The sequence below is a fragment of the Rhizobium lentis genome, from assembly GCF_014200175.1.
In the GTDB taxonomy this organism is placed as follows: domain Bacteria; phylum Pseudomonadota; class Alphaproteobacteria; order Rhizobiales; family Rhizobiaceae; genus Rhizobium; species Rhizobium mulingense.
The window spans coordinates 22,581-42,200 of record NZ_JACHBD010000005.1; the positions used below are offsets into that span (position 1 = coordinate 22,581).

A 19,620-nucleotide genomic window follows, 5' to 3' on the forward strand; every position below is an offset into this window, starting at 1 on the left:
GTCGCATAGAGAAAACTACGAAGGGGTCCTGAACGCCGCAGTTCGTAGATCATCGGGCGATGTCACGTTGTTTCATCAGTGATCGAAGAGGCTGTGGATCTGCGAAATCAGGCACGTGCGCGGTGACGGCTTTCCACTGTGCCATGGCGCGGATTCGATGGATGTGGGTGGCGAGAGCTGAGCATTTTTGAGGTGGTGCGACGAAGAGATTTCTGACTGCCGAAAAGATCGATACGAAGCGCTGCACGCCGCCGGCCGATCGAAATCCTTGCATTCGCAGCGGTAGGTGAGAGTTCTCCGCCCGGTTGTTGAGACCCTTGTGAGATCGATGTTCGACATCTGGCATGACTTCCCGCTTTGCCGCGCCGTACGAGCGCAGTTTGTCGGTGACGATGCGCTTCGGCATGAGACCTTGCTTCCTTAGCAGCCTGATCAGCAATCGCTTGGCGGCCTTGATATCGCGGCGGGTCTGGACGATCTCATCGAGAACATAGCCGGCCTGATCGACGGCGCGCCACAGCCAGTGCTTTCGTTCGGCGATGCAAATCACCACTTCGCCCAGATGCCAGATGTCTGCTCGCGAAGGCTTCTTGCGGCGCAGTTGCTTTGCATAGGTCGGACCGAATTTGCGGCCCCATCGGCGGATCGTTTCATACGACACAACAACCCCGCGCTCCAACAACATCTCCTCAACCAGCCGCAGGCTCAAAGGGAACCGGAAATGAAGCCAGACCGCGCGGGCGATGATCTGCGGCGGAAAGCGGTGGTTCTTGTAGCTGATGGTACGTTCGCTCATCCCGCCCAGTTATCCGCGAACCGTTAAGCCACAGACAACGTGACATCGCCTCTGTGCTGCACCACTGGAGGCTCGGTGTTCGCGCGCATGTGGCGGCTGGTTTCCAGCATCTCTTCAAGGTCCGTCTGGAAGGCCGGACGCGAATGAGACGGTCGAGATCTCACTTCGGCTCTCCACCCTGTCACCACTGGAAGAGGCGCTTGTTAACGATGCCTGACGCTGGTGGCCCCGAAAGTGAAAGAATCGGAGGGATGGGAGTGGCACTCGTCAATCCGTGGAATGTTCCGGCATAGCATCATTTCGGATCCGGTCAGGACGGATCTGCTTGTTCGTCAGTAGGCCTAGAATCAGAACGCTTGCAGATGTGGCGATAGCCCCTTCTCACCACATCTTCTGCGATTCGCCGGCTGCACGATTACTCGCTGAAAATAGCTATTTTAATCCGACGCTCGGCTTTCATTAAAAGAGCTCAGGTTTTTCAACAGCCCCTCCGAAATCTTGAACTGACGTGCCGTTCCACGGCCCATCGAGTTTTTCACAATCGTCTCGTTCAGCATTCCTCGCTTCACCAAAAGATCGACCGTCTCCTTGACGCCTGTGCGTGTCAAAGCCGTAACTTCCATTATGCTGGAAAGGGTTAGCTTCTGGTGAGCCTGGTTCATGCTGTAAATGATGGTCATCATGCCGACCTGCTTAAGCCGGGCTTGTGGGGTCTCATCTTCAAGCGGGTGGTCGAGGATCTCATGCAGAATGAGGCCTGAAAAGGCGAGGCTATGCCATTGCGTCTTCATTGCTCTTGCCATGTCATTTAACTATGTTATATAAATTAGTAAGCCCACACGCCCACCGAGCAAACTGTACCGTGTGCGCTCGTGCATTGTGATGTCCGAGGGTCTGTCCCATGAAAAACCTTCTGCTGAATGGCCTGCTTGTGATTGGTTGCATATTACCACCCTATCTCATTTCGGACAGCAACGCGCGAGCGGATGATTGGGGATGCCAGGTTCTCCTCTGCCTTTCGAATCCCAGCGGGGCGACCCAGTATGTCGAGTGCCGGCTGCCGATCCAGAAACTATGGCGGGAGCTTGCCGAGGGCCATTCGTTCCCGACGTGCAGCGGCGCCGGCTTTCGCAGCTCGCGACCGGGCTACGAGCCCTACTATTGCGACGCGGGATACAGGCTGGAAGGCAGCTATGGCCCGCGTGGAGAACAAGCGACCTGCATCTCGACATCGCTGCAGCGGGTCAGCGAGGCTTTTTGCCACAACGGGCGGGGCGGCTATCGTGCCGAAAACAATTCGGTTCAATCGCCGCGGTGGCAGCGTGAGGACGGCCGCACTGGTTGCATGGCCTATCCGATCGTCCGTCCTAATGTCCGGTCGCACCCGCACTACGTCGATGTGACGATCGATGGCGCCGGCACGCAGCGAGTCTGGTACTGACCGATGGCGGCCTTCGTGGATATGGCGCAGAGCTGCGCGCCGATGGTTGAGGTGGAGACGCTGGCCGGCGTCGTCAGTCTCGAGAGCCGGTTTCAATCTTTCGCCATTCGCATCAACAGCGGCCCTCCGCTGGCGGCGCAGCCGACGACCAAGGCAGAGGCGATTGAGGTCGCCACGTCCCTCGTTGCCGACCGCCAAGATATTCAGCTCGGCCTTGGCGGTCTTGATATGGAGGAGCTTCGGAAACTGAAGCTGTCGATATCGGATGCCTTCGATCCGTGCCTTAATCTCAAGGCCACCGCACAGCTTCTCGACGGCTACTACCGCCTCGCGCTGCGCGAGGGTGCGAGTGCGGTGCAGGCCGAAAACGTGATGCTTCAGTCCTATTACGGTCGCGACGATCCTTCCGTCGGCGCGATGGTCAGATACGACGTCCAGGTGCGCGATGAGGCAAAGCGGCTGTTGCCCGGGCTTGCCTCGCTGACCATCGGGGATGCGCCCGGTCTGGCCGACCCAAGTGCGCAGCGGGACCAGCAGGTGGCGCGCCCGCTTCCAACGCAAAATTCCACAACCGCCGAGGCATTGCCCTGGGACGTTTTCAGCGTCGGGCGGCGCGCCTCGGTTCTCGTTTTCCATAATGATCGATCGGAGTCTAACGAATGATATCCAAGACCCAACTGCGCCCGATGGCCGCCTCCGCTTTCATGGCAGTCGCGATAGTCGCCTGCCTGGTCGAGCCGGCCTTCGCCCAGGCCGCCGGCGTCGAAACCGTGCTGCAGAACATCGTCACGATGCTGACCGGCAACATCGCCCGCCTGCTGGCGGTGATCGCGGTGATCATCATCTGCATCGCGTGGATGTTTGGCTACATGGACCTGCGCCGCGCCGGCTTCTGGATCATCGGCATCGGCGGAATTTTCGGCGCCACCGAACTGGTCAACACGATCGTCGGAGGCTGACCCCGCATGGCAAGCACTCCCAGCCTCGAAGAAGACATCCTGTTCCTCGCCTGCACCCGCCCGGCGATGATCGCAGGCGTGACGATGGAGGCGATGGGCGTCAACATCATGCTGACGACTATTCTCTACATTACCGTGGGATCGATCGCCTATGCGCTGGTCGGCGTCGTCTTCCACGTCGTGTTCCGAGCACTCGTCAAGCACGACCACAACATGTTCAGGATCCTGATTGCATGGATCGAAACCCGCGGGCGCTCGCGAAACGCCTCCTACTGGGGCGGGGCGACGCTGTCGCCGCTAAAGCTGGTGCGACGCTACGACGAAAGGGATTTCTGCCTTGCCTAGTCTTGCGACGCTGCGTTCCCGCGAACTCGGGCCGGAAACCTTCATCCCCTATGTCAGGCACGTCGATGCCTCGACCATCGCTCTCGATTCCCGCGCGATGATGGTGATGATCGCGCTCGATGGCATGTCCTTCGAGACTGCCGACGTTCTTGACCTCAACAGCCTGCATCGCAGTCTGAACACGCTCTATCGCAACATCGCCGACGAGCGGCTGTCGCTGTGGACGCATGTCATCCGCCGGCGCGACAATGCCTATCCCGACGGTCAATTCGCCAATTCCTTTTCCGATCGCCTGAACGCCAGATATCGCGAGCGGATGGTAGGCGAGGATCTATTCCGCAACGATCTCTATGTCACCCTCGTTTGGCATCCCGATCGTGATCCCGCCCAAAGAGCCGCGAGCCTTCTCAACCGGCTGCGAAAAGCGCGCCGCGCGCGAATGGAAGTAGATGAGACTGCAATAAAGCACCTGCGCGACAAGGTCGCGGATCTCACAGCGGGCTTGAGGCGCTTCGAGCCCCGTGTCCTGGCGCTCTATGAACAGCATGGCATCGTTTTTTCAGAGCCGAGCGAGGTGCTTCATCAGATCGTCGGCGGGCGGCGCGAGCCGGTGCCGCTGACGGAAGGGCGGATATCGTCGGCGATCTATTCCGACCGCTTGATCTTCGGGCGCGAGACCATCGAGATCCGCCATGAAGCCGAAAGCCGCTATGCCGGAATGTTCGGTTTCAAGGAATATCCGGCGACAACGCGCCCGGGCATGCTCGCTGGCATTCTGACTGCGCCGTTCGAACTCATCCTGACGCAATCCTTTGCCTTCACCCCGAAGGCCGACGCGCGTGTGATCATGGGCCGTAAGCAGAACCAGATGGTCAGCGCCGGCGACAAGGCCGCCTCGCAGATCGGCGAGCTCAGTGAGGCGATGGACGATTTGGAATCGAACCGTTTTGTCCTCGGCGAACATCATCTCGCGCTTTCCGCTTTTGCTCCTTCAGTCAAGGAGCTCACCGACAATCTGGCGAAGGCGCGCGCTTATCTGACCAATGGCGGCGCCGTCGTCGCTCGCGAGGATCTCGGCCTGGAAGCTGCCTGGTGGGCGCAACTGCCCGGCAATCGTCGCTATCGCGCGCGATCGGGCGCCGTCACATCGCGCAACTTTGCTGCTCTGTCCCCCTACCATTCCTATCCCACAGGTCAGAAGGACGGCAACGAATGGGGGCCGGCGGTCGCCATGCTGAAGACCGCGTCAGGCTCACCGTTTTATTTCAACTTCCACCACGGCGATCTCGGGAACACCTTCGTCTGCGGCCCATCGGGTGCGGGCAAGACGGTGCTGTTGAACTTCATGCTCTCGCAGCTCGAAAAACATGATCCTCATATGGTCTTCTTCGACAAGGATCGCGGCGCGGATCTCTTCGTGCGCGCGGTTGGCGGCACCTATCTGCCGCTGACGAATGGTACCGCCACAGGCTTCGCGCCGTTGAAAGCACTGGAACTCACCGCAGAAAACAAGATATTTCTCACCGGCTGGATCGCTAGGTTAGTCGGATCTGCCCGTGGCGAACTTTCGTCCACCGAGTTGCGCGACATCGCCTCGGCGGTCGACGGGGTGGCGGACCTGCCGGTGGAGCATCGTTCCATCGGCGCCCTGCGCACCTTTCTCAACAATACCGATCCCGAGGGCATCGCCTCGAGGTTGAGGCGTTGGGAGAGGGGTGGGCCACTTGGCTGGGTGTTCGACAACGAGACCGACGACATCGGCATCGGCGCCAAGTTTATCGGTTACGACATGACCGATTTCCTCGACAACGAGGAAATCCGCACGCCGCTAATGGCTTACCTATTCTACCGCATCGAGCAGCTGATCGACGGACGGCGCATCATCATCGTCATCGACGAATTCTGGAAGGCGCTGCAGGACGAAGGCTTTCGCGATCTCGCCCAGAATAAGCTCAAGACGATCCGCAAGCAGAACGGTCTGATGCTCTTTGCCACGCAGAGCCCGCATGACGCCATCGTCTCGCCGATCGCGCATACGATCATCGAGCAGTGTCCGACGCAGATTTTTTTAGCCAACCCACGCGGCGACCGCGCCGACTATGTCGATGGCTTCAAGCTGACCGAGCGCGAATTCGAGCTCATCTCACGAGAGATCCCGGTCGAGAGTCGCCGCTTCATCGTCAAGCAGGGTCACAACAGCGTTGTTGCCGAATTGAACCTCAACGGCTTCGACGACGAGCTCGCCATCCTCTCCGGCCGGACTGCCAATGTGGAGCTTGCCGATGCCGTTCGGGCCGAGGTCGGCGACCGGCGTGAGGATTGGCTTCCATTGTTTCTACAAAGAAGGAGGGCAGGCTGATGCGAACAGATGGAACAAGGACGGCGATTGCCTTGTCTCTTCTGTTGATATCGGCCGACTTTGCGGCCGGACAGGGCATTCCGGTTATCGATCAATCTGCGATCGCCAAGCAGATAGAAAGCATCACCCAGCTGAAATCCCAGCTCGACACGCTCAACCAGCAGTTCAAGCAGGCCCAGCAGCTCTACGGATCGCTGAACAAGATCACCAATATGGCCGATGTCGCCAATCTCCTGAACGACCCTTCGATCCGCAAGGCGCTCCCGCAGGATTTCAACGCCATCGAAGGGTTGTTCAAGGGCTCAGGGAACGGCGCCTTCGGCAGTTCGGCCTCGAAGTTTCTTGAGGGCAATTCCACCTACCGCACCGACGCGGATGACTTCTACGCCCAGGAGCTCTCGCGGATCCAGCATCAGAACGCCGGGCAGATGAGCCTCGGCCAGCAGATCTACGACGCTGCCACCAAACGCATCGACGGCATCGACCAACTCCGTCACCAGATATCAGGCGCGGCCGACGCCAAGGATATCGCCGATCTGCAGGCCCGCCTGCAGGCCGAAACGGCTTTTCTCCAGACGGACGTGCTTCGCATGCAGGGTCTGCAAATGGTTCAGCAGGCGCAGGTCCAGATCGATGAGCAGCGCCAGGCCGAGGATTGGCGCAAGCGCATGGACACGATGGGAGCGGCCCTGAAATGAGATGGTTTTTATTTGGAGCGGCCGTGCTTTTCCTATCGGGCTGCTCTCCACAAACTGAGCAGTTTCATACGGTCGATGAGTTGATCGCTGACGATGCGCTGCTCACAAAGATCATCGCGGAATGCCGCGCCAATCCCGACGAGCTCCACGACACGCCGAATAGCCGCAATGCCGAGGCCGCCGATGGCAAGCTGCGTCTGGAGCGCATGCGCAAGGCGCTCGGGGGCTGAGCGATGTATCAGGTCTTCAGCTTCGTCGATGGACAGTTCAAGACGCCGCTCGAGAACTTCATATCCTCCGGCACCTCGAACATCGCGAGCTGGGTCAGCGGCCCGCTGACGGCGGCCCTCACGCTCTACATCGTGCTCTACGGGTACCTTGTGCTCCGTGGCTCCGTGCAGGACCCGATCATCGAGTTCGCCTTTCGGGCGATGAAGCTTGCGATCATCGTGATGCTGGTGCGCAATGCCGGCGAGTATCAGACCTATGTCACCAACATCTTCTTCGAAACCCTGCCGAAGGAGATCTCGCAGGCATTGAACTCCGGCACGGCGCCTAGCGCCTCGACCTTCGACAGCCTCTTGGATAAGGGTCAGAAATGCGCCTACGAGATCTGGTCGCGCGCCTCCTGGCCGGTCGACATCGTCACCGGCATCGGCGGCATGATGGTCATCGGCGCCAGTTTCATCGTCGCGGCGATCGGCTATATCGTTTCGCTTTACGCGCGGCTGGCGCTGGCTATCGTGCTTGCGATCGGCCCGATCTTCATTGCGCTCGCGATGTTCCAATCGACCCGGCGTTTTACCGAATCCTGGATCGGCCAGCTCGCCAACTTCGTCATCCTGCAGGTGCTGGTGGTGGCGATCGGCTCGCTGCTGATCACCTGCATCAACACGACGTTTACGGCGATCGAAGGTTACAGCGATGTGCTGATGCGCCCGATCGCGCTTTGCGCCATCTGCCTCGCCGCCCTCTACGTCTTCTATCAACTGCCCGGCATCGCCTCGGCGCTCGCCGCCGGCGGGGCATCGCTCACCTATGGATTTGGCGCTGCCCGTGATGCGCACGAAAGCACCCTCGCCTGGGCGACATCCCATACCGCCAGGGCGGTCGGTCGTGGCGCCCGTTCCGTCGGCCGGCGCCTCACGCCCGGCCGGCCCGAATGACGGTCACAGACATTCATCGAAATTCGACAGGTTAGTTCTTGATGATCCATATGCTCTTATCGCTTTTCCTAACCGTTGGTCTCGTCGGCTGCGGTTCGATTTCCCACTCTCTGCCCAAATGCGATGGTTACTCGCGCCGGCCGCTGAACCGCTCGATGTGGCAGTGGCAAGGCGATGGGCAATCGAAGCCGCCGGCGACCTCGGCTGTTCCCGCGAAGCCGGTGAACCACGCCGCCTCATATGCTGAGGAGAACGCTTCGGCAGTGCCGGCAGCTTTCGCGAACTTCGATGTCGCTGGCTCCTATCGTCCATGCGAGGGCCGATGACATGGTGACCAACGATAGCCTTAAAAACTACTTCGATAAGGCCAGGCGGTTCGACCAGGACCGGTTGATCCAGGTCGAGCGTTCCGCCCGTGTCGCCTGGTTTATCGCCATTTGCGCCAGCATCATTGCGACCGTCTCGGTCTTTGCGGTCGCCGGGCTGACGCCTCTCAAAACCGTCGAGCCTTTCGTCGTGCGCGTCGACAATTCGACAGGTATCGTCGACGTCGTTACCGCCCTGACATCGGCCGTCGGCACCTATGACGAGGCGGTGACAAAGTATTTTGCCGCAAAATATGTCCGCGCCCGCGAAGGCTATGTCTGGAGCGAGGCCGAGGAGAATTTCCGCACGGTGGCATTGCTGTCGACTCAGCCCGAGCAGACGCGCTTTGCTGCTGCCTACAAAGGCAGCAATCCGGATTCTCCGCAGAATTTCTATGGCCGTAGCGCGACCTCGCGCGTCACTATCGTTTCGATCTCGCTGATCAACGCCAACGTCGCCTCCGTCCGCTATATCAGAACCGTCACCCGTGGCGACGATGTGCGCACCACGCATTGGGTTGCGACTCTCACCTTCTCCTATGCCAACGCGCCGATGTCCTCGACCGACCGGCTGGTCAACCCGCTGGGCTTTGCCGTCAGCGAGTATCGCGCCGATCCGGAGGCGATCAATTGAAGCCCCATCTTGTCATTGTCTTGCTTCTCACCTCTGGCCTTTCCACGACTGCGCTCGCGCTGGAGACCCCGCGCGGCGCGCAGCAGGACAGCCGCATCCGCTTCGTGGATTACCAGCCCTACAACATCACGAAGATCGTCGGCACCTTGCGCTCCTCGGTCCAGGTTGAGTTCGCTGCTGACGAAGAGATCGCGCATGTCGCGCTCGGCAACAGCGTCGCCTGGGAGGTGGCGCCGGCCGGCAACATCCTGTTCCTTAAGCCTCGGGAAAACCAGCCGGTGACGAATATCTCGGTGGTGACGACGCGCCGCGACGGCTCGACACGCAGTTACCAGATGGAATTGACCGTGCGCGACGGTAGCGTCGAAGCGGGGCAGAACACCTATTTCTACGTGAAATACCGCTATCCGGCCGACGAGGCGAAACTGCGCCGGCAGGAGGCGGCCGCCACGGCGCAAGCCGCTGAGGCATGGCAAGCCGATCGCGTGCTTGCCTTGCATGAAGCCTATGGGCCGCGCAACTGGCGATATTCGGCGCAAGGATCCCAGGCGCTCGAGCCGCAAGCGGTCTATGACAACGGCAAGGTCACGACCTTCGCCTTCGTCGGCAATCAGGAGATGCCTGCAATCTACATGGAAAATTCCGACGGCACCGAAAGCCTCGTCCCGAAGTCCGTCGACGGCAATCTCGTGCTGGTTCACGCGATCAGCCGCAAGTTCATTTTGCGCAGGGGCGGCGACGTCCTCTGCGTCTTCAATGAAGCCTATGATCATGTCGGTATTAATCCGGAGACCGACACGACGTCACCATCGGTCGAGCGCGTCGTCAAAACGTCGCCCGACGCGGCGCAATAGGAGGCGTGATGCCCGAGGGAGAGACAACCGAGATCCCCGGTGAGCGCGCCGCAATATCGACCGGCCGGCGGCTCGACAACCCGATCCTGAAACGCGGCGTTGTCTCTTTTGCTATCGTCGCCTTCGTCGCATTTGCACTTTGGTCGATGCGGAGCGAGGAGCCGGGCGACGGTGTCCAGCCGGAAAGGGTCGTTATCCGCCAGACGTCGGATTTCGAGCCGGCGAAGGAGCCTGTCCAGCCGGTGACGCCGCCGGCGGAAGTACAGCTTCCGACGCCCGTCGCAGCTGAACAGGCGCCGGCCGAGGACGACAAGCTGCTGGATGCGGCACGTCGCGCCCCTGTCATGGCCTATGGCGGTGAAAAGTCACCTCAAGCCCGCCCACCGGAAGAGGAGGCTGGCGGCGAAGCTCAATCGAACTATGTTCCGCTTGGAGCGAACCCCGCTGGCAACCTTGGTGGCCAGGGCGAAAATGAGGACCAGCGCTTCGACCGCTTGTTGACGCCAACGCAACTCCAGGGATCGCGCGCTGGCACGCTCGGCAATCGCGATTTCATCGTCGCCATGGGCACGTCGATCCCGTGTGTTCTGGAGACCGCACTCTCCTCCGACCAACCGGGCTTCACCAGCTGCGTCGTCAATCGGGACGTGCTTTCCGACAATGGCCGCGTCGTGCTGATGGAGAAGGGCACGCAGATTGTCGGTGAATATCGCGGTGGTCTTCGCCGCGGCCAGAAACGGCTGTTCGTCCTCTGGAACCGGGCGAAGACACCGAAAGGGGTGATCATCACGCTCGCGTCGCCGGCAACCGACGCCCTCGGTCGGGCCGGCATCGACGGTTATGTCGACACGCATTGGTGGGAGCGGTTCGGCAGCGCGATCCTGCTGTCGATCGTCGGAGACGCGACCTCCTACGCCAACAGCCAATTGCAGGATAGCGGTGTCGAAGCCCAGAATACGACCAGCGCCGGCCAGCAGGCCGCGGCGATTGCCGTCGAGCAATCGATCAACATTCCGCCAACCCTCCTGAAACATCAGGGCGATCTCGTTTCGATCTTCGTCGCTCGCGATCTCGATTTTTCCGGCGTCTATCGGCTTCGCGTCACAGAACCGCGCAATCGGATCTATGACCGCGCCGTGCTTGGCGATTTCAAGCCGGCTTCGGTGCTTGTTTCGAAATAGGGTAGTCGATGACAGAAGCACCTGACACCGGTGTCGTGCGCGAGCTTCTCTCGCCGCTGTCGCCGTTCCTGCGCGACAAGTCGCTGTTCGAAATCATCGTCAACTGGCCGGGACAGGTGATCACCGAGGGAATGGCCGGCTGGCAGACATATGAGCTGCCGGAGCTGTCATTCGACAGGCTGATGCGTCTTGCGCGCGCGGTCGCAAGCTATTCGAACCAATCCATCGATGAAACCCGGCCGATTCTTTCGGCAACGCTGCCCGGTGACGAACGCATTCAGATCGTCATTCCGCCGGCAACGACGAGGGGAACAGTCAGCCTGACCATCAGAAAGCCATCGTCTGTCTCGTTGAGCCTCGACGCGCTTGACCAAAGAGGACTATTCGCCGACGTCGCCAGAACGGAGATCGACGTCTCTCCTGCAGACCGAAAGCTTCTGGCGCTCTATCGAAGGGGCGCCTATCAGTCGTTCCTCAGAGAGGCGGTTTATCTGCGCAAGAATATCATCATCTCGGGCGCGACCGGGTCCGGCAAGACGACGCTTTCAAAGGCATTGATCCGTCATATCCCCTCGAGCGAACGCATTATTTCCATAGAGGACACGGCCGAACTGGTCATCCCGCAGACGAACCACGTCCGGCTCTTTTACTCCAAGGGCGGCCAGGGGATGGCGAGGATCGGCGCGAAGGACCTGCTCGAATCCTGCCTGCGCATGCGGCCGGATCGCATCCTGCTTCAAGAACTGCGTGACGGGACGGCTTTCTACTACATCCGCAATGTCAACTCGGGCCACCCAGGCTCGATCACGACGGTCCATGCCGACTCAGCCCGCCTTGCCTTCGAGCAGCTGACGTTGCTGGTCAAGGAATCGGAAGGCGGCGGTGACCTCGAACGCCATGACATCCGCGACATGCTGAAAATCGCCATTGACGTTATCGTGCAATGCAAGCGGATGGACGGACGGTTTCGGGTGAGTGAGATCTACTTCCGTGGCGCCGCGACGGACCTGGACCGCTCCTCGTCAGATCGAGCCTAGGGCCGGATCGCTTCGTGGCGTATGCGGCAGAGGTGGCGGTTCTGAACAGCAAATGAGATTAGTTAGTTTGGGACAGGGATTGCGTCCGGAAACTCGGAGAATCCTGCCGGGCTCGACCGTCAGTCCAATTGTGTTGCCTTCTCACGCAGTATCGCTGAAAACGCACGGAGGCCCTGATGGTCCAGTGCATCGATGAACTCGTGAACCGCCGGCGCCGTCTTGCGCAAATTCAACCGAGCGCCCCTGATGCTGTCGATCAATGCGCTCGAAAAGGTAGAATGGAGGCCGACGAGAAAATTGTCCGGTGAGTCACAGGTCACGCCATGAGGCCGAAGGTCGGCGGCCGGGAAATCCTTGAGATTCCAAGTGACGATCACGGAAGCCTTTCCGGCGATGGCGGCAGCTAAAACATGGCGATCATCGGGATCCGGTAGAGAGAGGTCGGGGATGAGAATTCGGTGGTTGCCGACATCCGCATCGGGCAAAACTTCCTTCATCCGATCCCGGGTCGCTTCCAGACGTGAGATGGGTATCTCGGGTGAGCCGATGGCCAGATTTCGAATCCACTCGGCGTGGATGTCGTCGGTCCAGCGAGCGTCGACAAGACCGTCGAAAGCACACTGGACCAACACATTGCGTAAATGGAAAGGGTAGAGGACGCAGGCATCATAGACCGCGACGGGCGGCTTAGAGGCCATGATTGACGATCAGATCCTCTGTGTCTTCGGCCAGCGCGTTCAGGCTTTTCTGGCGAATGTCAAGCTTGGCCTTGAGCGCGAGAACATCCTTCAACTTGGCTCGGCGGTGCTTGCCGACATAGCGGAAGGGCAGATCACCGCGATCCATGCGCAGCACCACGAGAGGACGTGAGATGCCGAGGATGGTGGAGGCGTCGGTCGGGCTCAATTCCTGATCTTCTGTTAGCACGGCAACACGCTCGCCGCGCAACAGATGATCGAGGAGTGCTTCGACAGGCGCGAGAGCCGAGGCTGGGAGAGAAAGGGTTTGAAGTTGTCCACCTTCTCCGCGAATCCGCAGCTCCAGGTGGTCGCCCTCCGCCAGCTTTGGCATAGGCGCGACGGCCTTGCGGTCGCGATCCGATAATTCGGTAAATTGAAGAACACGGCTGGTCATGACGGACACCTCTGACCATGTATATAGGGCAAGCCGCTCATAACTGCAATAACTGAAATACTTTCCGATCTTCATCTCCGATTTCTGGGGAGAGCGAGCGGCAATGAGCTCGACCAGCCAATTTGAAGATTGGGTTACCGCAAGACGCTCCGCTTTCGGTGTGATCGTGCAATGCAAGGCGGCCGCCTCACCCAACGCCTATGCAGAAAAATAGGGCCGCTGCAGCTATGCTGAAAAAGCAGGAGGTCAAGCGGCGCGGGTTCTGTCAGGGGCGTCTAAAAAAACGGAACGCACAGGCGGGGGCAGTCGGTCCCGCCTCTCTACCGGCCGCTATGCTGAGGCTCCTGCGGCTGCCCTTCTTCCGCCCTTAGCGTGTCGAGAATTCCCGAAATCCCACCTTGCGGCGGCGCTTTGCTGATTTCTCCGATACTCTTCATTGTTTTTGGAACCCGCCGTGCCGGCGGGCGCAAGATGGAAAGGACGAGGGCGCATCAGAGGGAGAGGAGGGAAGGGGTTGCCGTGACGGGTCAGGAGGCAGGAGAGAGGCTCCGGCCGGCTCGTCATGGAGAAACGATATGGCAGAGGCCAATCAGAAGATCACCCTCAATGTCGGGCGCGACATTCCCTTTGATAAGCTCGTTTTGAGCCAGCAGAACGTCCGCAAGATCAAGGCCGGCGTCTCGATCGACGACCTGGCGGAAGACATCGCTCGCCGCGGGCTGCTGACCAGCCTCAATGTTCGCGCCGAACTCGATGCCAAAGGCAACGAGACCGGCGTCTATCGCATTCCCGCCGGCGGCCGGCGCTATCGCGCACTTGAACTGCTTGTCTCATGCAAACGCCTTGCGAAGACGACCGGCATCCCCTGCGTCGTCAGCAGGGGCGACACTCCCGAGGTCGAGGACTCCCTCGCAGAGAATGTCCAACGCGCCGACCTTCACCCGCTCGACCAGTACCGCGCTTTCCAGACCCTGCGCGAGCAGGGACTTGGCGAGGAGGAGATCGCGGCACGCTTCTTCGTCTCGGTAGCAACCGTCAGGCAGCGTCTCAGGCTGACGTCGGTTTCGCCGCGGCTGCTGGATCTCTATGCCGATGACGAGATGACGCTCGAGCAGGTCATGGCCTTTTCTATCACCAACGACCATGTCCGGCAGGAGCAGGTGTGGGACACGATCTCCCGCCAGCAGATTCGGGAACCCTATTATATCCGACGGCTCCTGACGGAGACGGCAATCCGGGCGGGCGACCGCCGCGCCGTCTATGTCGGCGTCGATGCCTACGAGGCCGCTGGCGGCGTGGTGATGCGGGATCTCTTCGAGCAGGACAGCGGCGGCTGGCTGCAGGATCCGGCTCTGCTCGAACAACTCGCGATCGCGAAGCTGAAAATCGAAGCGGAGGCCCTGCAAGTCGAAGAGGGCTGGAAGTGGGTCGAGGCAGCGTTCGACTTCTCCTACGGTCATACTTCGGGACTTCGTCGCTTCTTCGGCAAGCAGGCGGAGATGAGCGAAGAGGAACTCGCCCGGCACGGTGCGCTGAAGGCTGAGTACGACAAGCTCGACTCGGAATATGCCGAAGCTGAGGCCTACTCCGACGAGATCGAACGGCGGCTCGAGGAGCTTGGTTATGAGCTCGACCGGATCAACGATCGGCCTCACGTCTTCGATCCGAAAGAGGTTGCACGTGGTGGCGCCTACGTCTCGCTTGCCGCCAACGGCACGCTGAAGATCGAACGGGGCTTCGTCCGCCCCGAAGATGAGCCGCGGATCGAAGCTAACGGTGAGGATGCGGCGGAGATGGACGACGCTGTCGGAGGCGACGTCAGCGCATCATCATCGGTCGGAGGTGTTTCGGTCAATGGCAAGGCGGTCGTCGGCGATCAGGAGGAGGAGGATGACACGCTGCGGCCGCTCTCCGATCGTCTGGTGCTCGACCTGACGGCAACGCGCACTGTGGCGCTTCGAAACGCGCTCGCTAATGATCCCGTCATCGCCTTCATTGCCGTCCTGCACGCGTTCGTGCTCAAGACCTTCTATCTCTATGGTTCCGACACGTGTCTGGAGCTGACGCTGCAGAGCGCCAGGTTCGGTCAGACCGAGGGATTGGGCGATACCGTCTGGGCCAAAGAGATCGAGCAGCGGCAAGAAGCATGGGGTCAGGATCTTCCGAGAAAGCCAGAGGATCTCTGGGACTTCTTGATCGCGCTCGACGAGGTCAGCCGGGTGGCGCTCTTCGCCCATTGCGCATCGCTGTCGCTGAACGCGGTCATCGAGCCATGGAACAAGCGCACACGCGCGATCGCGCATGCCGATCAGGTCGCCCGCTCGATCGGCTTCGACATGGCGGGGGTCGGTTGGGTACCCACGGTTGACGCCTATCTCGGCAGGGTGACCAAGGCGCATATCCTGCAGGCAGTGCGCGAGGCGAAGGGCGAACAATCGGCGCAACTCATCGATCACCTGAAGAAAGCCGACATGGCGCGTGAGGCGGAATGCCTGCTTGACGGCAGTGGCTGGCTTCCTGAGCCGCTGCGACTGGCGATCGATGATGCGTCGGCAGTCGGTGCCGAAACACCGGCCGATGACGGCACCGAAGGCACCGGCGACGACGCTCCGAGCGAAGACGAAGGTGCGGTTCTTCCTGCTTTTCTGACGAACGAGACGGCGGAAACGAACGAGTCCGCCGCGCAGGAAGATCTCGAAGCGGCCGAGTAGGCTCTGCCTCCGGCCAATCAAGCCCGGCAGCATGCCAGGCTTCAATACACGACCATTCCCCAAACCTCGCCCGGCCGCTGCGCCGGGTTTTTGCGTTTCAGGAACAGAGAGATGCCCGACTATACGATCGAAACGACCTATCACCTGCCGATCTCGCGCACGCGCACTTATTCGGCGGACACTGCGGAAGCAGCATGCCACACAACCATCAAGGATGATGACTGGGAGGAGGCCAGAAACGATCACGAAACGCCCGGAGAAATCCATGTCACCGGTATCTGGGAAGGAGCGGATGCCGCTTATCGCGGTTCGGCAATCCCCGTCCCTTCGCAGTTCCGCGGGATGACCGAGCGCAAAACCGTGCATTGCGAAATCCTCCTCGGCATCCTGAAGATCGTCGTCAGTGACGCTCAGGCGGGGCGCTCGACGTCGGCCGATTGGATGGTCAAAGCCGCCTCGGCGACTTCACGAAGCGAGGCGATCCTCGCCGGCGCGCCTGATTCGCACCGGTCAGTCGATCTTCCGGAACCTTATCATGTCCTGGCCTTCTTGCGGGAGGACCGCGTGCGCGCTGCCATCGCCGCAATCCTCCAAGTCGATCACGATTTCGGCGGCCTAGCCCCTGATGCGGTGACCGATGAGGAGATCCACGCCGCCTGCCTGACGGTCGTGACAGTAATGGACCTCTCGGATGAAACGCGCACGGCTGAATTTCAAGCAGGCATGGCGGCGCTCCGCCAGGCCCGCCGGCGCCGCAGCGTCTGAGCCACCGTCGCCTCCAATTCACGATCACAACGAAGGGGCTGGACAGAACCACGCTGCCCGACCCTGCCTTTCAGCAACGACGCCCGGCCACCGCGTCAGGCTTCGGCTCTTCCAGGAGACAGCACATGAATACCATGATTTCGAACACCCGCCCGGTCTCATCCGGCTTCAAAGTCGACATATCACGCGGCGAGCGCGTCGGCCGAGTCTCGTCGGAGTGGTTTTCGCGATCGGACGACGAACGTTACCTATCCCTCGGCGACCTCTACGATGCGGTCAAGTCGCGTGCCAATCGCGCGCACGCCCGCACGGTGGAAAGCTCGGCGATCCGTGTCGAGGCCAGCCGCAATAATGCCGAGCGTCTCGAGCTCATCGTTCCCGGCGACCGACAGCCGATCGCGCCGACGCACTGGAGCTATGGTCAGCTCTGCAGCCTGGTCGGGGCGCCCGCCACCTATATGCGCCAGCTGCCAGCGCCGCTCGCCGCGATCAATCTTCAGCATGGTCTGCTCAACCATCGCGCCGAACTGGTGAAGACGCTGGAGTTGGACGACGGCCGCGTCGAGCTGCGGGCGGTGACTGGTCCCGAATACGGCAGAATCTGGGACCACGAGCTGGTGTCGGCGGTGATGAAGATCGCCGGCAATGGGACCGGCGACACGATCTGGAAGGTACCGGGCCTCCTCGACTGGACAAGCATGACGCACAATCCCTTCGTCGACATAACCAAGGACACGACGACGCTCTATGCTTCGGATCGTGATGTTTTCCTGTTTCTCGTCGACGACACCCATCCGATCGAGGCGGGACGCCTGCCGAATGGCGAACCGGATCTCTTCTTCCGTGGCTTCTACGCTTGGAACAGCGAAGTGGGATCGAAGAGCCTCGGCATCGCGTCCTTCTATCTTCGAGCGGTCTGCGCCAATCGCAATATCTGGGGTTCGGAGAATTTCCAGGAGATTAGTATCCGCCATTCGAAATTCGCAGCCGATCGCTTCGCTCACGAAGCGGCGCCGGCATTGACCAGTTTTGCCAACTCCTCGCCGGCGCCGTTTGTGACCGGTATCCGTGCCGCGCGTCAGCGGATCGTCGCCCGCAATGACGAGGATCGCCAGAGCTTCCTGCGCCGACGCGGGTTCTCGAAGAGCGAGACCGGCAAGATCATCGAGACGGTTCTCTCGGAAGAGGGCCGTCCGCCGGAATCGATTTTCGATTTCGTCCAGGGGATCACAGCGTTGGCCCGTGACAAGACCAACCAGGACACGCGGCTGGAACTCGAAGGCAAGGCGAAGCGACTGCTGGAGGGTGCTTCCTGACGATTATAGGGCTGCCGCCGGCGCCCGCCTGCAACATGCATCGATTTTCTCTGTGCGGGAGGCTCATTACGGCAGAGCAGGCATATCGCCCTCGGAGATGCGCCAAATCCATGGCGTCATCTCCGGACGGGCTTCGATCATCGCTTCCAGCGCGGCTTCGTACTCGCTGTCGGCGCTCGCCGGCACTATGAACATGGCGGCCGGATTCGGGCGTTGCCCCGGCAGCGTCAGAGATACGATCGTGTACGGTGCAGGTTATATTCTTGATTGCCGCGACGGTTGATGCGCGCCAGTGGCAAGCGCTGCATTCCCGCCATCTGCTTCACAGATTCCGACATCGTCAGGGCGGGCCTTTCGTCGGCGGAGGCGCGGGCAAAGGCCATGAAACCCGCACCGACCGGTTTTCCGTTCAGCGCGAATGGACGTGCGATGACGACGATCTCGAAGGAGGGCTTCATGCGCATCGTTGCCGTGCCGACACCAACCTCGTTCTCGCCTGCAGGAGGTGGGACAGGGGTGAACTCTCGGCGGCCTTTGCTCTGGCGATCGAGCTAGGCGCCCGGAAGACATCGCCGGCACCATCCACGCCTATCCCGAGAGGCAGCGCTGAAAGCTTTGAAGAACGCTTCGCAGGTCTGAGCCGAGCTGCCCAAAGACCACGGGGTGGCAGCGTTCCGCAAGACCTACCAACTTCTTATCATCGGTGAGCTGGGCTCGTGCCGCACCGGCGGCGAATTGCTCTTCGAGCTGATCTCACAACGCTACGAACGGAGTGCCACCCTGATCATCAGCAATCTTTCCTTCGACGAATGCGCGCAAACACTGGGTCCGAACGCCCGACCGGGGTGCGCTGCTCGTTCATAGCCACCCCGCCAACATCCTCCAGATGAATTGCGACAGCTATCGTCTCCAGCAAAGTCGCGCCCGAACGACCCGCTGAAACCCACTCGAAAATCGCCGCGCCCAGACCCTTGGACGACCCCGTCCGGAGTCTCCTCAGAGCAAACCGTGGCCGACTGTTTCTCTGGGGCGCGGCCTGATTTTGCCCCAACGTTGACATCCAAGCCTGAACAATCAACGCCAGTGCCGTTCAATCACTTCGGCTTAATGGCCATCAGATTGCCCAACTCCATCGGGAAGGGAAATAAAATCGTCGAAGTCTTCTCGCTGGCGATGACGTTCAAAGTGCTCAAGTAACGAAGTTGCATCGCCTCAGGCTGCTTGGCCAGAATTTCGGCCGCTTCCAGTAGCTTCGCTGCAGCTTGCTGTTCGCCCTCGGCATTGATTACCTTTGCGCGGCGTTCGCGTTCGGCTTCCGCTTGACGAGCAATCGCGCGGATCATCGACTCGTTGATATCCACATGTTTGATCTCGACAGTGGCTACTTTAATTCCCCAAGCATCCGTCTGAGTGTCAAGGATTTCCTGAATATCCAAGTTGAGCCTGTCACGTTCTGCCAGCATTTCATCGAGGTCATGCTTGCCGAGCACGGATCGCAACGTCGTCTGGGCAAGCTGGCTTGTTGCCATCATGAAATCCTCGACCTGTATTGTCGACTTCTCGGGATCAATTACCCTGAAATAGATCACCGCGCTGACACGAACCGAGACATTGTCATGTGAGATGACGTCCTGGCTAGGGACATCGAGTACGCGCGTGCGCAAGTCGACTCGGATCATCTGCTGGACATAGGGGATGAGCAGAATTAGGCCGGGTCCCTTGACTCCGGTAAAGCGGCCGAGTGTGAACACGACGCCGCGTTCATATTCCCTCAGGATCTTGACCGCGGAAGCGAGGATGACGACCAAAATGACAACGGCCACCAAATAGAAGGCAAGATCTGCAAACATATCCATGAC

At 60.3% G+C, this 19,620-nt stretch carries 22 protein-coding genes and 2 pseudogenes; 18 read left to right on the plus strand and 6 right to left on the minus strand.

The features are described 5' to 3' along the window. Positions 1-121 precede the first annotated feature (121 nt). Both GGI60_RS13150 and GGI60_RS13155 read right to left on the minus strand, forming a co-directional pair. Positions 122-842 (minus strand): annotated as a pseudogene (locus tag GGI60_RS13150) (IS6 family transposase); the annotation flags it as partial. A gap of 391 nt (positions 843-1,233) precedes the next feature. Continuing rightward, positions 1,234-1,599: a MarR family transcriptional regulator gene (locus tag GGI60_RS13155; RefSeq protein ID WP_183916367.1), complete on the minus strand. Its 366-nt coding sequence runs from the start codon at positions 1,597-1,599 to the stop codon at positions 1,234-1,236. Positions 1,600-1,697: 98 nt separating this feature from the next. Here GGI60_RS13155 and GGI60_RS13160 point away from each other — a divergent pair, with 98 nt between their 5' ends. From GGI60_RS13160 to virB11, 13 genes are read left to right on the plus strand one after another with little or no spacing between them, the layout of a single operon-like run. Then, positions 1,698-2,237 carry a hypothetical protein gene (locus tag GGI60_RS13160; RefSeq protein ID WP_183916369.1) on the plus strand — a complete coding sequence of 180 codons (540 nt, stop codon included), beginning with the start codon at positions 1,698-1,700 and terminating at the stop codon, positions 2,235-2,237. Between the two features lie 3 nt (positions 2,238-2,240). After that, complete coding sequence (locus GGI60_RS13165; RefSeq protein WP_183916371.1) at positions 2,241-2,900, plus strand: transglycosylase SLT domain-containing protein; 660 nt, start codon at positions 2,241-2,243, stop codon at positions 2,898-2,900. Then, on the plus strand, positions 2,897-3,196 hold the full coding sequence (locus tag GGI60_RS13170) for a TrbC/VirB2 family protein (protein WP_183916373.1): 300 nt from the start codon (positions 2,897-2,899) through the stop codon (positions 3,194-3,196). Before GGI60_RS13165 ends, GGI60_RS13170 begins: the two co-directional genes overlap by 4 nt. Positions 3,197-3,202: 6 nt before the next feature. Beyond that, on the plus strand, positions 3,203-3,541 hold the full coding sequence (locus GGI60_RS13175; RefSeq protein ID WP_183916375.1) for a type IV secretion system protein VirB3: 339 nt from the start codon (positions 3,203-3,205) through the stop codon (positions 3,539-3,541). After that, positions 3,534-5,900: a VirB4 family type IV secretion/conjugal transfer ATPase gene (locus GGI60_RS13180; RefSeq protein ID WP_183916377.1), complete on the plus strand. Its 2,367-nt coding sequence runs from the start codon at positions 3,534-3,536 to the stop codon at positions 5,898-5,900. The genes GGI60_RS13175 and GGI60_RS13180 overlap by 8 nt, the downstream gene beginning before the upstream one ends. Continuing rightward, a complete protein-coding gene (virB5, locus tag GGI60_RS13185) occupies positions 5,900-6,598 on the plus strand; it encodes a P-type DNA transfer protein VirB5 (RefSeq protein ID WP_183916379.1) in 699 nt (232 codons plus the stop codon). The genes GGI60_RS13180 and virB5 overlap by 1 nt, the downstream gene beginning before the upstream one ends. Continuing rightward, entirely contained in the window at positions 6,595-6,828 is a 234-nt protein-coding gene (locus tag GGI60_RS13190; protein ID WP_183916381.1) for an EexN family lipoprotein, read from the plus strand. Before virB5 ends, GGI60_RS13190 begins: the two co-directional genes overlap by 4 nt. Positions 6,829-6,831: 3 nt before the next feature. Further along, positions 6,832-7,764 (plus strand): type IV secretion system protein, encoded by a 933-nt coding sequence (locus GGI60_RS13195; RefSeq protein WP_183916383.1) that lies wholly within the window; start codon positions 6,832-6,834, stop codon positions 7,762-7,764. A gap of 41 nt (positions 7,765-7,805) precedes the next feature. After that, a complete protein-coding gene (locus GGI60_RS31995) occupies positions 7,806-8,090 on the plus strand; it encodes a hypothetical protein (RefSeq protein ID WP_246720381.1) in 285 nt (94 codons plus the stop codon). Between the two features lies 1 nt (position 8,091). Continuing rightward, positions 8,092-8,763, plus strand: coding sequence for a virB8 family protein (locus GGI60_RS13200; RefSeq protein ID WP_183916385.1), 672 nt, complete (start codon positions 8,092-8,094; stop codon positions 8,761-8,763). Next, entirely contained in the window at positions 8,760-9,617 is an 858-nt protein-coding gene (gene virB9 / locus GGI60_RS13205) for a P-type conjugative transfer protein VirB9 (RefSeq protein WP_183916387.1), read from the plus strand. Before GGI60_RS13200 ends, virB9 begins: the two co-directional genes overlap by 4 nt. Before the next feature lie 8 nt (positions 9,618-9,625). Next, complete coding sequence (gene virB10 / locus GGI60_RS13210; protein ID WP_183916389.1) at positions 9,626-10,798, plus strand: type IV secretion system protein VirB10; 1,173 nt, start codon at positions 9,626-9,628, stop codon at positions 10,796-10,798. Between the two features lie 8 nt (positions 10,799-10,806). Beyond that, a complete protein-coding gene (gene virB11 / locus GGI60_RS13215; protein ID WP_183916391.1) occupies positions 10,807-11,835 on the plus strand; it encodes a P-type DNA transfer ATPase VirB11 in 1,029 nt (342 codons plus the stop codon). Between the two features lie 119 nt (positions 11,836-11,954). Here virB11 and GGI60_RS13220 read toward each other — a convergent pair whose 3' ends face one another. Both GGI60_RS13220 and GGI60_RS13225 read right to left on the minus strand, forming a co-directional pair. Next, positions 11,955-12,533, minus strand: a complete 579-nt coding sequence (locus tag GGI60_RS13220) for a PIN domain-containing protein (RefSeq protein ID WP_097583035.1) — start codon at positions 12,531-12,533, stop codon at positions 11,955-11,957. Beyond that, positions 12,523-13,044, minus strand: a complete 522-nt coding sequence (locus GGI60_RS13225) for a DNA-binding protein (RefSeq protein ID WP_183916393.1) — start codon at positions 13,042-13,044, stop codon at positions 12,523-12,525. The genes GGI60_RS13220 and GGI60_RS13225 overlap by 11 nt, the downstream gene beginning before the upstream one ends. Before the next feature lie 500 nt (positions 13,045-13,544). Between GGI60_RS13225 and GGI60_RS13230 the strand changes: the two genes are divergently transcribed. From GGI60_RS13230 to GGI60_RS13240, 3 genes are all read left to right on the plus strand, one after another. Continuing rightward, positions 13,545-15,680, plus strand: coding sequence for a ParB/RepB/Spo0J family partition protein (locus tag GGI60_RS13230; RefSeq protein WP_183916395.1), 2,136 nt, complete (start codon positions 13,545-13,547; stop codon positions 15,678-15,680). Positions 15,681-15,791: 111 nt separating this feature from the next. Further along, the gene (locus tag GGI60_RS13235; RefSeq protein ID WP_183916397.1) at positions 15,792-16,445 is read left to right on the plus strand and encodes a hypothetical protein; all 654 of its coding nucleotides are present in this window, start codon (positions 15,792-15,794) and stop codon (positions 16,443-16,445) included. A 125-nt stretch (positions 16,446-16,570) separates the two neighbouring features. Then, positions 16,571-17,761, plus strand: coding sequence for a DUF932 domain-containing protein (locus GGI60_RS13240; protein ID WP_183916399.1), 1,191 nt, complete (start codon positions 16,571-16,573; stop codon positions 17,759-17,761). 66 nt (positions 17,762-17,827) lie between these two features. Here GGI60_RS13240 and GGI60_RS13245 read toward each other — a convergent pair whose 3' ends face one another. Continuing rightward, entirely contained in the window at positions 17,828-17,956 is a 129-nt protein-coding gene (locus GGI60_RS13245; protein ID WP_409527258.1) for a hypothetical protein, read from the minus strand. 90 nt (positions 17,957-18,046) lie between these two features. Between GGI60_RS13245 and GGI60_RS13250 the strand changes: the two are divergent. Together GGI60_RS13250 and GGI60_RS32625 are read left to right on the plus strand one after the other, a co-directional pair. Next, positions 18,047-18,371 (plus strand): annotated as a pseudogene (locus tag GGI60_RS13250) (dihydrolipoyl dehydrogenase); the annotation flags it as partial. Positions 18,372-18,424: 53 nt separating this feature from the next. Further along, positions 18,425-18,625: an ATP-binding protein gene (locus GGI60_RS32625; protein WP_409527259.1), complete on the plus strand. Its 201-nt coding sequence runs from the start codon at positions 18,425-18,427 to the stop codon at positions 18,623-18,625. A 230-nt stretch (positions 18,626-18,855) separates the two neighbouring features. Here GGI60_RS32625 and GGI60_RS13260 read toward each other — a convergent pair whose 3' ends face one another. Further along, positions 18,856-19,617, minus strand: coding sequence for a slipin family protein (locus tag GGI60_RS13260; RefSeq protein WP_183916401.1), 762 nt, complete (start codon positions 19,615-19,617; stop codon positions 18,856-18,858). Positions 19,618-19,620: the final 3 nt, after the last annotated feature.

What these genes read in the sequence shown, in the direction of transcription:
- GGI60_RS13155 (WP_183916367.1), bottom strand. Translation starts at nt 1,599, where the DNA reads ATGGCAAGAGCAATGAAGACGCAATGGCATAGCCTCGCCTTTTCAGGC.
- GGI60_RS13160 (WP_183916369.1), top strand. Translation starts at nt 1,698, where the DNA reads ATGAAAAACCTTCTGCTGAATGGCCTGCTTGTGATTGGTTGCATATTA.
- GGI60_RS13165 (WP_183916371.1), top strand. Translation starts at nt 2,241, where the DNA reads ATGGCGGCCTTCGTGGATATGGCGCAGAGCTGCGCGCCGATGGTTGAG.
- GGI60_RS13170 (WP_183916373.1), top strand. Translation starts at nt 2,897, where the DNA reads ATGATATCCAAGACCCAACTGCGCCCGATGGCCGCCTCCGCTTTCATG.
- GGI60_RS13175 (WP_183916375.1), top strand. Translation starts at nt 3,203, where the DNA reads ATGGCAAGCACTCCCAGCCTCGAAGAAGACATCCTGTTCCTCGCCTGC.
- virB5 (WP_183916379.1), top strand. Translation starts at nt 5,900, where the DNA reads ATGCGAACAGATGGAACAAGGACGGCGATTGCCTTGTCTCTTCTGTTG.
- GGI60_RS13190 (WP_183916381.1), top strand. Translation starts at nt 6,595, where the DNA reads ATGAGATGGTTTTTATTTGGAGCGGCCGTGCTTTTCCTATCGGGCTGC.
- GGI60_RS13195 (WP_183916383.1), top strand. Translation starts at nt 6,832, where the DNA reads ATGTATCAGGTCTTCAGCTTCGTCGATGGACAGTTCAAGACGCCGCTC.
- GGI60_RS31995 (WP_246720381.1), top strand. Translation starts at nt 7,806, where the DNA reads ATGATCCATATGCTCTTATCGCTTTTCCTAACCGTTGGTCTCGTCGGC.
- GGI60_RS13200 (WP_183916385.1), top strand. Translation starts at nt 8,092, where the DNA reads ATGGTGACCAACGATAGCCTTAAAAACTACTTCGATAAGGCCAGGCGG.
- virB10 (WP_183916389.1), top strand. Translation starts at nt 9,626, where the DNA reads ATGCCCGAGGGAGAGACAACCGAGATCCCCGGTGAGCGCGCCGCAATA.
- virB11 (WP_183916391.1), top strand. Translation starts at nt 10,807, where the DNA reads ATGACAGAAGCACCTGACACCGGTGTCGTGCGCGAGCTTCTCTCGCCG.
- GGI60_RS13220 (WP_097583035.1), bottom strand. Translation starts at nt 12,533, where the DNA reads ATGGCCTCTAAGCCGCCCGTCGCGGTCTATGATGCCTGCGTCCTCTAC.
- GGI60_RS13225 (WP_183916393.1), bottom strand. Translation starts at nt 13,044, where the DNA reads ATGAAGATCGGAAAGTATTTCAGTTATTGCAGTTATGAGCGGCTTGCC.
- GGI60_RS13230 (WP_183916395.1), top strand. Translation starts at nt 13,545, where the DNA reads ATGGCAGAGGCCAATCAGAAGATCACCCTCAATGTCGGGCGCGACATT.
- GGI60_RS13235 (WP_183916397.1), top strand. Translation starts at nt 15,792, where the DNA reads ATGCCCGACTATACGATCGAAACGACCTATCACCTGCCGATCTCGCGC.
- GGI60_RS13240 (WP_183916399.1), top strand. Translation starts at nt 16,571, where the DNA reads ATGAATACCATGATTTCGAACACCCGCCCGGTCTCATCCGGCTTCAAA.
- GGI60_RS13245 (WP_409527258.1), bottom strand. Translation starts at nt 17,956, where the DNA reads ATGTTCATAGTGCCGGCGAGCGCCGACAGCGAGTACGAAGCCGCGCTG.
- GGI60_RS13260 (WP_183916401.1), bottom strand. Translation starts at nt 19,617, where the DNA reads ATGGATATGTTTGCAGATCTTGCCTTCTATTTGGTGGCCGTTGTCATT.